The sequence below is a fragment of the Rothia sp. HMSC066G02 genome, assembly GCF_001813145.1.
Classification (GTDB): Bacteria; Actinomycetota; Actinomycetes; order Actinomycetales; family Micrococcaceae; genus Rothia.
In genome coordinates this window covers 16,857-29,660 of sequence record NZ_KV811586.1, presented here as the reverse complement: position 1 = coordinate 29,660, position 12,804 = coordinate 16,857, and the positions used below count along the sequence as shown (strand labels likewise).

Genomic DNA, 12,804 nt, shown 5'->3' with positions numbered 1-12,804 from the left:
ATGTCACTCCAGGAATTACAATATGTACATGTATACGCCTGAAGAACTAACACGAACACTCAACGAGCTACGGCTTCTAGGTAGAGACAGCCTGACCGTAGAGGTTAAATCAGCCCACATGGGTTATCCCTCCTCCGTGGCGGAAACTATCTGCAGCTATGCTAACCTTCCCGACGGAGGCACAATCATATGCGGTGTCGACGAATCTCAGAAGTTTGCACCTGTAGGCGTTTATGATGTTGAAGATCTGCGGGCAAAAATTATTGATGCCGCGCAAAATCTTAAGCCAAAAATCGTAGTGGAAACCGACGATATAACTCTGGATGGCCATCAGCTGCTCATCGTAACCGTTCCGGGCCTGCCGGTACAGGAACGTCCCTGTTTCAAAGGTAATATAGCCTACCAACGGCTCGGGGATGGTGACTACCCAATGGATGGCTACGCGCTCAGTCTAATGTACGCGCAGCGCCACAAACCGCACAATGACTTACAAAGCATCGCTCACACGTCCATTGATGATTTGGACAAGTCCTACACGCAGGACTTCCTGCGCCAGGTACGTCTCTCCTCAGCCCGTTTGCGTCAGAGCTCTGACCAAGAAATTTTGTATAAACGCAATGTACTAGCTGCAGATAATCATTTAACCTTGGCTGGGATGTGCGCTCTGGGTGACTACCCTCAGCAGTTTTATTCTGGGGCGAGCGTTATTGGCATAGTGTCTACAAGCGGCAACACCCGCAATGATGACCGTTTTCGAAGCGAAGGCCCTATTCCCGCCATGCTTGAAGATACCCTTGCATGGCTTATACGCAACATTAAGAACCGCACCGTCACAGCTCCCAATGGTGCGGGGCTCATCGATCAGCCAGAAATCCCCTTGGTAGCTCTCCGTGAGTTCGTAGCCAACGCACTCGTCCACCGGAGCTATGAACGGGATGCATCCGGAAAATTTATACAGATTTTTATCAAACGCGGCCGTATTGAAATCATCAGCCCCGGCGGTTTTTGGGGTATCCTGCCGAGTCAGGTAGGCATCGTGCATCGCCCTGCGGCTGTAAACGAGGCGCTCTATGCTATCTGCCAGAATATTCGTCTCAGCGACGGTCACCGACTAATCGAGGGCGAAGGCGGCGGTATCCTAGCTGCGCAACAGGCCCTGGTTGATGCTGGGTTGCGTAAGGCGCATATTATCGACGAGGGTATCCAGGTACGCGTCATTATCTACCGTCCTGCCGATAACACGCAGCCTACGAGCACAATGGGGGTATCCTCTACTCCTCAGCTTGCTGAGATACCGGAAAATCTATCCCCCACGGAATCCCAGGTGTACGTTGCTTTGACTCGCGGACCTGCTACAGTCGCTGATATTGCGGAAAGCACCGAGTTGAGTGCACGGCAGGTACGTTACGCATTGCCCAAGCTAATCCAACGAGGTTTGGTAGAGCAAAAAGTCCGTTCGGGACGCCGCGGCTCGGTATACCGCACGCTGGCGCTCTAGGGCTCAGCCCTGAACCCCGCGAAACAACATCTGAATACAACGAACGGGTGCCCGGCACCTCCGAATATGGAGGCGCCGGGCACCCGTTTCAGTTACCTCACCGCGGCCACTTCACCGCGCTGACGAAAACCTAGATTAGAGGACCAGGCCCTTGGTCTGGGACACTGCGCGCTCGAAGCGAGCCTGAACGTCAGCCCAGTTCACAATGTTCCAGAATGCCTTGACGTACTCGCCCTTGACGTTCTGGTAGTCCAGGTAGAATGCGTGCTCCCACATGTCCAGCTGCAGAACGGGGATCAGTGCAACAGAGATGTTGCCCTGCTGGTCGTAAAGCTGCTCGATGATGAGGCGCTTGCCAACGGTGTCCCATGCGAGGATTGCCCAGCCGGAGCCCTGAATGGTCAGTGCAACGTTGGTGAAGTGCTCACGGAACTTGTCGAAGGAGCCGAAGAACTCGTCGATTGCTGCTGCCAGCTCGCCGGTGGGCTTGTCGCCACCCTCGGGGGACAGGTTGTTCCAGAAGATGGAGTGGTTGGTGTGGCCACCCAGGTTGAACGCCAGGTCCTTGGAGAGCTTGGAGACGTTGCCGTATGCACCGTTCTCGCGTGCCTCTTCAAGCTGCTCGAGAGCTGCGTTAGCGCCTGCAACGTATGCTGCGTGGTGCTTGTCGTGGTGCAGCTCCATGATCTTTGCGGAGATGTGGGGCTCGAGCGCCGCGTAGTCGTAGGGGAGCTCGGGGAGGGTGTACTTTTCAGCCATGATGATGCCTTTCATTAGAAAACTTGGCTTGTATTAAAGATTACCAGCGTAGCGTTTACTTTACTTTTCATGAGTTGGGGAGCGTCACATTTATGTAAGACCTCGCTCGAACCTGTGGATTTTAGGCAAAGACTTTTCCCCACACCTGTGGATAACCCTGTGTATCAACAGGATTTTCAGGTTTGGCACCCTATTCTGCCTTGAAATACCGGGGTATGCACTCATATGAATAACAGTGCTGTAAGTTCTCCACACTGTGGATAACTACTGTGGATAACATCCTATTTTGGGGATGCGCGGGGGATAAACTGCAGAATTTTCGCCCTCATTCGAGGCGTTTTTCCTTCTACTAGCCAAAATATTGAGCTTTAAAAGGGGCTCTGAACAGCCTTATACGCTTCTTCTGGGTGGAGGCGGTGGATTAAGTGCACAGGGTTATCCACAGGTGTGGAAATTTTCAGGTTCCGCGGATTTAAAGGTGAAAAGGCCTTCTGTTTAAGAACTTACCCTCGGTTTTAATGGCCGTGAAAGCCTGTAATTACAAGAATTTTTCTGTAGCACTCTTAAATTACACCTGGGGAGGACCTCGATTCTGCTCTGCCAAATCACATGCGTGTAAGTTCTCCACACTGTGGATAACCCCTGTGGATAACACTTCTGACGCGATACGGCGCAACAATACCGCGGACACACGGCACCACCACACAACACAAACCACACCGTGCAGCTACACCCCACAGCTACACAGCACAGGTGTTTACGCTTCCTCCCCCGACTCTGCCCCGACTCGTACAGCGCTCTTGCGGCGCCGATATGAAGGCAAAGAAAAAGAGCACCCGACCATTGGATGCTCTTAGAGTGAGTTGATAGAAATTCGAGTTAAAAAGATACGGTACGGAATGCAGCCCAACCACGAACTGCACCCGCACCGCACATCCGTCGGTAGAAATACGAGTTACTCGTACACCGACGACAATCACCGATAAATAGAGAGTCGAACCTATCGAAGCGAGCTTCCGGTCTCGCCTCGGAGGCTTCCTTCGACCCCGTTATGTAATTAGTGTACACGGTTTCATTACGGTTGCAAAGCCAAAACCAAGATTTTTTTAAAAATTTTGTTATCGTTTCGTTATTTTTCACCCTTGGCAAGCTCTTTACACTCCCTAGAATTTTCACTCAACCCCCTAAAAACCTTGATATTCCGCGGAAGTTAGCATTATGCACGGAAGTGCTTCTTGGTACGGTCTTGTCTATACTTGTACCGGAAATCTTTTTGAATATGTCGTATTTCACTTGCTTACCCCGGGTATTTGCAGTCACTGCGTGCAAAAAGATACCCCTGGCACCCCTCAAAAAATTAGCACCAAAGTGTCAAGCATTACTTGACCGTACCAATTTTGAGTCACCTAGTCAGACCTTTCGCTACAATGGGTGCCAACACGCCACTTCTCTCTTTAATAAGAGAGCTCCATATCCGATAAAAGAGGAATCAATCCCGTGTCCATACCAACCACGTCTGCGCAGCGGTCTGACAATACCGCACACAGCGAATCCATCCAGTGGCTCTCCCAGCAAGAGCGAGAAGGGTGGCTCTTTATCAGCTCCATCATCTTCAGCCTCACCCGCAAACTGGAAAACCAGCTGCAGAGCGAAGCTGGCATTAGTTTTGTCGAATACATGGTGCTCGCGATGCTCTCCGAGTCCAAGGATCATTCCCTCACCATGACCGAGCTGGCAATTACTACCAACACCCTCCCGGCACGCCTCTCCCGCGTTGTAGCACGCCTGGAGAAGGATGGATACGTCCGCCGCTCCCTCAGTGTAGAAGACCGCCGCGTCAGCATCTGCCATTTGCTCCCCGCAGGCGAGCAGAAGGTGCAGGAGGTCGCACCCGGCCACGTGAGCGAAGTACGCCGCCAAATTTTCGACCACCTGACTACCGAACAGGTTGAGCATCTCGCAGAAATCGGCGAGGCAGTCCTCGGCAACACCCCCTCAAACATCATCTCGATTGATGCACTGCAGCGTGGGGACTACCCCGCACACTAACCTCCTCCACCCCACAGAGGGATGAGAGTTGAGAGAACCAGAGATAAGGCACATTCCCATTGGGAACGTGCCTTATCTCTTTAAAGGCGCGCGCAGAACAACCTTTACGGAGGTGGTTGGGGGCGCATCGGGGTTCTGACCACATCAGTTTCGCCGCATTTTCGAGAGATTTTTAAGATTTTTTTGCGCCCTCTAGCCCCGTGCGCAGGCACCCAACATGGTGTCTCTATGTTTACCTTGAGCCGTAGGGGTTGTGGTTTTTAAACCCGCTGTCTATCCCTGTTAAACCGCGAAATCTCAAGGAAACACACCCAATACCACACAATCCAAAGAAAATATTCAGGCTATCCACACTAAGGGTTGTGGTGACAATATGTCAGGGGTACCTTATCTGATTCACCGATTAGCCTTTTCTCTCTGTACATGGCGCACCCCACCCCTTACGATAAATATCAACAGGTTGCACCGCGCCATCCCGGCACCCAAAAGCAACCACCAGATAAGGAGAAACCATATGTCTAAGTCTTTCTACGACCTTCTGAACGAGCAGATCGGCCACGAGTTCGCTGCATCCCACCAGTACCTGTCCATGGCTATCTGGCTCGACGGTGAGGACCTTCCCCAGCTGGCTAAGTTCTTCTACCAGCAGTCCCTCGAAGAGCGCGAGCACGCACTCATGATGGTTCAGTACAAGCTGGACCGCGGCCACAAGGTCGAGATCCCCGCTGTTCCCGCTGTCAAGAACGACTTCGAGAACGTTCAGGAAATCGTTGACATGTCCCTGGCACAGGAGAAGGCTGTCACCGGTCAGATCGAGGCCCTGTTCTCCGCAGCACGCGCTGAGAACTACGCACTGGGCGAGCAGTTCATCCTCTGGTTCCTGAAGGAACAGGTTGAGGAAGTTGCAACCATGGAGACCCTGGTGACCATCGTGAAGCGCGCAAACGGCAACCTCTTCGACCTGGAGAACTACGTTGCACGCGAGCTGGCACACGACCACGGTCAGGAGTCCGGCGCACCCGCAATCGCTGGTTCCTAATCTTGCGTTCAGGCGGCTAGACACCTAGTCGACCACGCAGAATACCTGCAGAAATACTAAAACGTTCCGCCCTCACCGCACCACGCGGCGAGGGCGGAACGTTTATGCATATACGCCATAAAAGCACACCGCGGTGCACCGTCCAGGAGCTAAAAGCCGCCAGCCGGTACTCGAATACTCATACAGTGCAGAGTAAACTTAAAAGCCTTAGATGCCGCATAATATCGCGGCAGAAAGAGGAGAGAATGACTCACACCAACCCAGATACCCTCAGCCGCGGCTCATATAGCAACTCACGCCGCGTAGCCGACATTCTGCGTGCAGAATCAGTCGGCGGTACCGTACTTCTGATTGCGACGGTGCTGGCAGTAGTACTCGCCAACACCCCCGCATCCACCTTCTACTTTGGTCTGCGAGACACCGTTGTTGGTCCGGTCATCCCCGGCTTCAACCACCTGCAGATGAGCATCGGAACCTGGGCAGCAGACGGTCTGCTCGTCGTTTTCTTCTTCCTCACCGGCCTGGAGCTGAAGAAGGAATTCGTGATTGGTGACCTCAAGTCGCCCTCCACCGCTATTGTGCCGATTGCGGCCGCCTTCGGTGGCGTGGCAGTGCCCGCGATTATCTACACGGCGCTGAACTTCACCAGCCCCACCGCTCTGCACGGCTGGGCGATCCCCACCGCAACCGATATTGCGTTCGCGGTGTCTGTTCTCGCCGCCGTGGGTACTTTCCTCCCCTCGGCGATGCGTGTCTTCCTGCTGACCCTGGCAGTGGTCGACGACCTGATTGCGATCTGCATTATCGCGATCTTCTACACCAATAACTTCCACGGCGAGTACCTGCTCTTCGCGCTCATTCCCCTCGCTCTTTTTGCGTTCATTGCCTACCGCGGTGAGACCATGCTGCACCTGAAGCCGCTGGCTGCCTGGCTGCTACTTCTGCCCCTGGGTATTATCACCTGGGCGCTCTTCCTCGAGTCCGGTATTCACGCGACCATTTCCGGTGTGGTTCTCGGCTTCCTGGTGCCCGTGAAGATGTCCGCTCGCTCTGAGGCGGCACAGGCTGAACACGGTCTTGCAGAGGTGCTGGAGCACCGATTCCGTCCCCTCTCTACCGGCATCTGCGTGCCGATTTTCGCATTCTTCAGCGCGGGTGTGGCTGTGGGCGGTTTTGAAGGCCTCGGACGCGCCCTCACCGACTCGGTGGCGGTCGGCATTATGGTCGCACTGGTTGCCGGTAAAACCATCGGTATTTTCGGCACCACCTGGCTCGTGACTCGCTTCAAGAACGCTAACCTCGATCCGGACATCGCATGGATTGACGTGATCGGTCTGGCTGCAACCGGCGGTATCGGCTTCACCGTGTCCCTGCTGGTCGCTGAGCTGTCCTTCCCGCACGGCTCTCCGCACACCGAAGACGCAAAGATTGCGATTCTCGTTGGCTCTGTTCTGGCTGCCATTGTGGGCGCGGCTATCCTGTCTCGCCGTAACAAGCACTACCGTGCCCTGGCTGAGAAGGAAAGCGTGGACGCTGACGACAACGGCATCCCCGACGTCTTCGAGGGCACCTACCGTGACCCGAAGGCTGAAGCCTAGCCAGAACCTCTAAGGTCTACTACCTTCTCTACACCCCGATTCCTCGCTGATAATGATGTCTCACCGCACTACCTCACGTCGCCGTACAGCACGAGCAAGACAGGCGCCTGCGCCTCCCTCAAGGTATGCAGAGATATCAGCACGCGTGGTGATCGGGGTGTATTCTTTTGCCGCGCTACTGACCACGTTCGCGTGGATTATCTCTCCTCTGCGGCACGGTCGCGGCTTCACTTGGTGGGAAGTCACCGCTGACCTGCTGAATATTCCCTCCACGCACACGCTACCCAGCGCCATTACGATGATTGTGCTTGTGTCCGGGCTGATTGTGCGCAAGCGTGCCGCTCTCATTGCCGCCATCGTTTTTCAGGTGCTTGGCGCGCTGATTGCGACCCATAGCGCCTTCACGCTGGTGTTCCCCGCGGGGATTATGCCGAAGGACCGTATTTTCTCCTCGACGGTCGATACGCTCTCCATCGTGTTTGCGTGTGCGCTGGTGCCTTTCCTTTTCTCGATTCGTTCGGCGTTCCCGGCACGCATTGGTCGCCTCTCGTGGGCGGGTGCGGCGGCTACGGCTGTTGGCGGCATCCTGCTGACTACTCTGGTGCTCTGGTACCTCTGCCACATCGGCGTGTGGGAGCCGTTGCGTTTCATCACCCCGTGGGAGCTACTCATGCACGGCATGGGTATTGAGCGTACGCATCCTGGTGTTTGGGCTGCCGATGTGGTGGCTTTCTTAGCGTCGTTTGGTTACGGTGCTTCGCTGGTTGCGGCGCTGTACCTGTTGGCGCGCGGCTACCGTGCCCCGGACGCCTGGACCGGTGAGAAGGAGCTGAAGATTCGCGCTCTGCTGCAGCAGTATGGCGCCAATGATTCACTCTCCTATTTTTCGACGCGCCGCGATAAGCAGGTGATTTTCTCTCCGGATCAGAGGGCGGCGATTACGTACCGTTCGGTGGGTTCGGTGTGCTTGGCGTCGAGTGACCCGGTGGGTGACCCCGATTCGTGGGATGCCGCGATCGAGCAGTGGATGCTACAGGCACGTAGTTACGGTTGGGTTCCTGCGGCGCTGAGCGTGAGTGAGGCGGGTGCGCGCGCCTATAACCGGGCGGGGCTGTCGATTATTCAGATGGGTGAGGAGGCGGTCCTTGAGGCGGATCGTTTCACGCTCAATGACACGTCGATGTTGCCGGTGCGTCAGGCGGTTCAGCGTGTGCGCCGCGGCGGGTATACAGTGCAGATCCGCCGTTTTTCAGAGTTGAACGAGCAGCAGCGTCAGCAGGTTGCGGAGAATATTTCTGCGTGGCGTCATGGGCGTGTGGAGCGCGGTTTTTCGATGGCTCTGAATCGTGTGAATGATCCGGCGGATTCTTCCTCTCTGCTGGTTTCTACGCATGATGAGGCTGGTCAGATGGTGGCCCTACTGTCCTTCGTCCCCTGGGGTCCTATCGGCCTATCGCTGGACGTTATGCGCCGCTCCCCTGATGCACCTAATGGTGTGGTGGAGTTTATGGTGGCCTCGCTCATGGAGCAGGCGGCGTCTTTGGGTGTGCGTCGGGTGTCGCTGAATTTTGCGATGTTTGGCCATATTTTTGAGGCTGCTGATCAGGTGGGTGCGTCGGCGTGGAACCGTTTTGCTTCCCGCTCTTTGGGTGTGCTGGATCGTTTTCTGCAGTTGCGCCGCCTGTATCGTTTCAATCTGAAGTTTGCCCCGCTGTGGGTTCCTCGTTTTTTGGCGACGGAGCCGACGTTGGCGATGGCGAATGTTGTGGTTGCGTCGGGTATGGCGGAGGGCTTTTTGCCGAATCTGTCGGCGCGCCGTTTGCAGGATCAGGAGCAGGTTCTTTCTACAGATGAGCTGGAGGCTCTTCGCCAGATGCAGCTCGCTACTGTGGAAGAGCTTCCTGAGGTGTCGCGTAGCGATCAGACTCAGCATCGTCTGCGCCATCTGGAAGCACTGCGTGCGGCGGGCATGGATCCGTATCCGCTGGGTGGTGAGATACGCAGTAATGGTGCGCCTATTCTGGGCGTGAAGGATGCCCTGCGTATATTCTCTTCTGAAAATATTCCAAATTCAGAATTCATGGTTTCGGGGCGTATTCGCGCGCTTCGCAACCACGGTGGAGTCCTCTTTGCGACCCTGATTGAGGGTGGCGAAACTCTTCAGGTCGTCATGGAACGCAGCCTGGTGGGCGAGCGCCCGTTGAGCCTCGCCTCCCGCAACCTGGATACCGGCGACATCATCATCGTGCAGGGCACTTACGGGGTGAGCCGTAACGGCACTCCATCGCTGATTGCCGCCTCCTGGTACATGGCGTCGAAGAGCCTGCACCCCATCCCCTTCGACTCCTTTACTGACCCGGAGGCGCGCCTGCGTCGCCGTTCCACAGACCTGTTGGTGCATCCGGACCAGATGCAGAATCTGCGCCTGCGTACCGCGGTGATTAAGGCACTGCGTGCCCGCCTGGATGCGGAGGGCTTCCTTGAGGTGGAGACCCCGATTCTGCATACGGTGCACGGTGGCGCGAGCGCGCACCCGTTCCGCACGTATATCAATGCGTACGGTGAGGATCTGACGCTGCGTATTGCGCCGGAGCTGTACCTGAAGCGCCTGGTGGTGGGCGGTAGCGGTCCGGTGTATGAGCTGGGTCGTGATTTCCGCAATGAGGGTGCTGATGCGACCCATAATCCGGAGTTTACGGTGCTTGAGGCGTATCGTCCGTATGCGGATTATGTGCAGATGCGTGAGTTGACGGAGCGTCTGATTAAGGATGCCGCTCAGGCGGTGTTTGGTTCGGTGTCTTTGCCGCTGGGTCGTAAGGCTTCGAGCGAGCGCGTGGTGCGTGATGTGTCGGGTCCGTGGCGTGTGGTGTCGGTGTGTGATGCTCTGTCGGAGGCGCTGGGTCGCCGAGTGGATGTGCAGACGGATTTTGAGGAGTTGCTGGCTTTGGCGCAGCAGCACGGTGTGCGTGTTCACGAGGGTATGGGTCCGGGTGCCATCGTTGAGGAACTGTATGGTGAGCTGGTTGAGGTGCATACGGTGGAGCCGACGTTCTATACGGATTTCCCGGCGGAGACGAGTCCGCTTGCGGCGCCGCATCGTAGTGTTCCGGGTTTGGCGGAGCGTTGGGATTTGGTGATTAACGGCATGGAGATGGGCTGTGCCTACTCGGAGCTGGCGGATCCGCTGGTGCAGCGTGAGCGCCTGACGGAGCAGTCGTTGAAGGCGGCTTCGGGTGACCTGGAGGCGATGGAGGTGGATGAGGATTTCCTTTACGCCTTGGAGACGGGTATGCCGCCGACGGGTGGTTTGGGTCTGGGTGTGGACCGTTTGGTGATGCTGTTGGCTCAGACGCAGATTCGTGGGGTGTTGTCGTTCCCGTTTGTGAAGCCTGAGCGTTCGTAGCCCGACTGATACCCACGCTTCTCCGCTAAGCCCGGTGCGAGGTTTTGTACCTTGTGCCGGGCTTTTTGTGCCCGCCCTGCCGGTGCCGTCAACACCTCCACGGAGTCTATATTTACTCTGTCCATATATTAAGTATTCGTTACATTTTGCATTTGACCCCTTTTTTAAGTTGCTCCGTGAGGGTTGCGCACCCCACAATGAGGTGACTAATCATACGGAGTGTATCTGTCTCCGTTACGCGGCTTTGAGTCCGCGCCACCCAGCAATGTAGCCCACACGTTGTCCGTCTTTCGGATTTGAGCGTGCGGGCTTTTTGCTTTCAAGATTGGAGTGCCGAGTGGATTTTCTTCTGAATATCATCGGGGACATTAATACGCAGACTGCGGAACTGACTTCCTCCGTGGATGCCGTGCAGAACTGGATGTGGAGTAATTTCCTCTACTACGCTCTGATTGCGGCTGGTCTGTACATTACGATCCGTACTCGCGGTGTGCAGTGGCGTTCCATTAAGGAAATGATCCGCGTCCTGGGTGACCCGGTTGCTCGTGAGGCTGACGGTAAGAAGAGCATTTCTTCGTTCCGTGCGTTTACTGTTTCGGCGGCTTCTCGTGTGGGTACCGGTACTGTTGCGGGTGTTGCTTTGGCTATTGCTATGGGCGGCCCGGGTGCTGTGTTCTGGATGTGGGTTATTGCTGCTGTTGGTGCGGCTTCTGCTTTTGCGGAGTCCCTTCTGGGTCAGCTGTATAAGGAGCGCGGTAAGGATTCCTATATTGGTGGTCCGGCGTACTACATGAAGCGCGGCCTGAATGCTCCGTGGATGGGTTACATCTTTGTGGCGTTCATTGTGGTCACTTATGCGTTCGTGTTTGTGGCGGTTCAGACGAATGCTGTGGTGGATGCTGCGGCGAACTCGTTCAGCATTGATGTTTCGGGTACTAACTCGATGGGCTTCCGCATCACTATTGGTCTGATTATGGTGGCGCTGACTGCGGCTATTATTTTCGGTGGTATTCGCGCGATTTCTTCGGTGACTGAGTGGCTGGTGCCGATTATGGCGGTACTGTATCTGCTGCTGGGTCTGCTGGTTGTTCTGCTGAACATTGGCAAGGTTCCGGAGATGCTGCTGATGATTTTCCAGGGTGCTTTCGGTATTAAGGAGTTCGTGACCGGCGGTACCATGGGTGCCGTGATTTGGGGTATGAAGCGTGGTCTGCTGACTAATGAGGCGGGTATGGGTACTGCTCCGAACGCTGGTGCGACCGCTACTATTTCTCACCCGGCTAAGCAGGGTTACGTGCAGACTCTGGGTGTTTACTTTGACACGATGATGGCGTGTACTGTGACCGCGTTTATTGTGCTGCTGTCGAACCCGACCTATGGTGATCGTTCTCGTGGTGCGTCGCTGACTCAGTCGGCGTTGGCTATGCAGCTGGGCGATTGGGCGGTTCACTTCCTGACTATCGCGATTTTCATGTTTGCGTTCTCGACTGTGATTGGTAACTACTACTACGGCGAGTCGAATATGCGTTTCGTGACTGAGCGTAAGCTGCCGATGAATATTTTCCGTGCACTGGTTCTGGTATTCGTGTTCTTCGGTGCGATTTCTTCGCTGGATCTGGTGTGGACTACCGCGGATATGTTGAATGCCGGCATGGTGATTGTGAACTTGACGGCGGTTCTATTGATGACTCCGCAGGTTGTTGCGGTGTTGAAGAACTATGAGGCTCAGCGTAAGGCTGGTTTGGAACCGATTTTCAAGGCTTCGGATATGCCTGAGTTGAAGAATCTTGCGGCGTGGGATGGTACTGATGCGGTGACTACCCGTGAGTTCTGGGCTGAGTATGATGCGAAGGCTGCTGAGCGTCGTGCGGCGAAGAAGGCTAAGAAGGCTAAGCGCTAGTTTCTAAGCTTTGTATAGGCTTTGTGGAGGGTCCGTCCTGCTGTGTGCGGGGCGGACCCTTTTACACGCCCGAGGCGTGTGTGAGGGTGTATGAGGCGCCCATCAGCGCGGTGGGCGCTGAGCGCCTCCTCGGACTATTCTGAGTGTCTGCGAGCTCCTAATACGGTCCCAATGGGTCTGTATGCTTAGGAAGGATATTAGGAGGGTTTATGGAATGGCGTGCCGTACTGGAACTGGTGGTCACGGTTGTGTTTCTGGCTGGTATTGCGTTGGCGCTGCTGTGCTTGGTGACGATTCATCGGAACCCGCATTTTTCGGAGGTGCAGAAGCTGAAGTGGCTTCTGCTGGTGTTGTGCCTGCCGTATGTGGGTCCGGTGACGTGGTTGTTGCGTGCGCGTTTGGAGCGTATTGACCGGGAGCGTGCTGAACAGGAGCGTATGGCGCAGGGTTCCGCGGCTACTTCTACTGCAGCTGCTTCCGGTGAAGTGTCCGGTAGTACATCCGATAGTGCTTCGGAGGCTCTTTCTGACACCCCCACCAACACTAAGTAACGAAGGT

General features: G+C 55.5%; 8 protein-coding genes. 7 read left to right on the top strand and 1 reads right to left on the bottom strand.

All coding sequences use genetic code 11. From position 1 onward, the window contains the following. The first annotated feature begins 22 nt into the window (after positions 1-22). Positions 23-1,498 carry an ATP-binding protein gene (locus HMPREF2894_RS02875; protein ID WP_210398970.1) on the top strand — a complete coding sequence of 492 codons (1,476 nt, stop codon included), beginning with the start codon at positions 23-25 and terminating at the stop codon, positions 1,496-1,498. Positions 1,499-1,633: 135 nt separating this feature from the next. Here the strand turns inward: HMPREF2894_RS02875 and HMPREF2894_RS02870 are convergent, their stop codons facing one another. Further along, positions 1,634-2,257, bottom strand: a complete 624-nt coding sequence (locus HMPREF2894_RS02870) for a superoxide dismutase (RefSeq protein ID WP_005507370.1) — start codon at positions 2,255-2,257, stop codon at positions 1,634-1,636. Positions 2,258-3,754: 1,497 nt separating this feature from the next. Here HMPREF2894_RS02870 and HMPREF2894_RS02865 point away from each other — a divergent pair. The 6 genes from HMPREF2894_RS02865 to HMPREF2894_RS02840 all read left to right on the top strand — a co-directional run bounded on the left by HMPREF2894_RS02865 (position 3,755) and on the right by HMPREF2894_RS02840 (position 12,797). Beyond that, positions 3,755-4,306, top strand: coding sequence for a MarR family winged helix-turn-helix transcriptional regulator (locus tag HMPREF2894_RS02865; protein ID WP_083309903.1), 552 nt, complete (start codon positions 3,755-3,757; stop codon positions 4,304-4,306). Positions 4,307-4,820: 514 nt separating this feature from the next. Further along, a complete protein-coding gene (locus HMPREF2894_RS02860) occupies positions 4,821-5,345 on the top strand; it encodes a ferritin (RefSeq protein ID WP_049341967.1) in 525 nt (174 codons plus the stop codon). Positions 5,346-5,590: 245 nt separating this feature from the next. Next, positions 5,591-6,943 carry a Na+/H+ antiporter NhaA gene (gene nhaA / locus HMPREF2894_RS02855; protein WP_049341966.1) on the top strand — a complete coding sequence of 451 codons (1,353 nt, stop codon included), beginning with the start codon at positions 5,591-5,593 and terminating at the stop codon, positions 6,941-6,943. A gap of 52 nt (positions 6,944-6,995) precedes the next feature. After that, the gene (lysX, locus tag HMPREF2894_RS02850) at positions 6,996-10,346 is read left to right on the top strand and encodes a bifunctional lysylphosphatidylglycerol synthetase/lysine--tRNA ligase LysX (RefSeq protein WP_080975569.1); all 3,351 of its coding nucleotides are present in this window, start codon (positions 6,996-6,998) and stop codon (positions 10,344-10,346) included. A gap of 337 nt (positions 10,347-10,683) precedes the next feature. Continuing rightward, on the top strand, positions 10,684-12,246 hold the full coding sequence (locus HMPREF2894_RS02845) for an alanine/glycine:cation symporter family protein (RefSeq protein WP_070677711.1): 1,563 nt from the start codon (positions 10,684-10,686) through the stop codon (positions 12,244-12,246). A 209-nt stretch (positions 12,247-12,455) separates the two neighbouring features. Continuing rightward, a complete protein-coding gene (locus HMPREF2894_RS02840; RefSeq protein WP_049341963.1) occupies positions 12,456-12,797 on the top strand; it encodes a PLDc N-terminal domain-containing protein in 342 nt (113 codons plus the stop codon). The last annotated feature ends 7 nt before the right edge of the window (positions 12,798-12,804 follow it).

Excerpts from the sequence above, each read along its gene's own strand:
- HMPREF2894_RS02875 (WP_210398970.1), top strand. The coding sequence starts at position 23 with ATGTACATGTATACGCCTGAAGAACTAACACGAACACTCAACGAGCTA.
- HMPREF2894_RS02870 (WP_005507370.1), bottom strand. The coding sequence starts at position 2,257 with ATGGCTGAAAAGTACACCCTCCCCGAGCTCCCCTACGACTACGCGGCG.
- HMPREF2894_RS02860 (WP_049341967.1), top strand. The coding sequence starts at position 4,821 with ATGTCTAAGTCTTTCTACGACCTTCTGAACGAGCAGATCGGCCACGAG.
- nhaA (WP_049341966.1), top strand. The coding sequence starts at position 5,591 with ATGACTCACACCAACCCAGATACCCTCAGCCGCGGCTCATATAGCAAC.
- lysX (WP_080975569.1), top strand. The coding sequence starts at position 6,996 with ATGATGTCTCACCGCACTACCTCACGTCGCCGTACAGCACGAGCAAGA.
- HMPREF2894_RS02840 (WP_049341963.1), top strand. The coding sequence starts at position 12,456 with ATGGAATGGCGTGCCGTACTGGAACTGGTGGTCACGGTTGTGTTTCTG.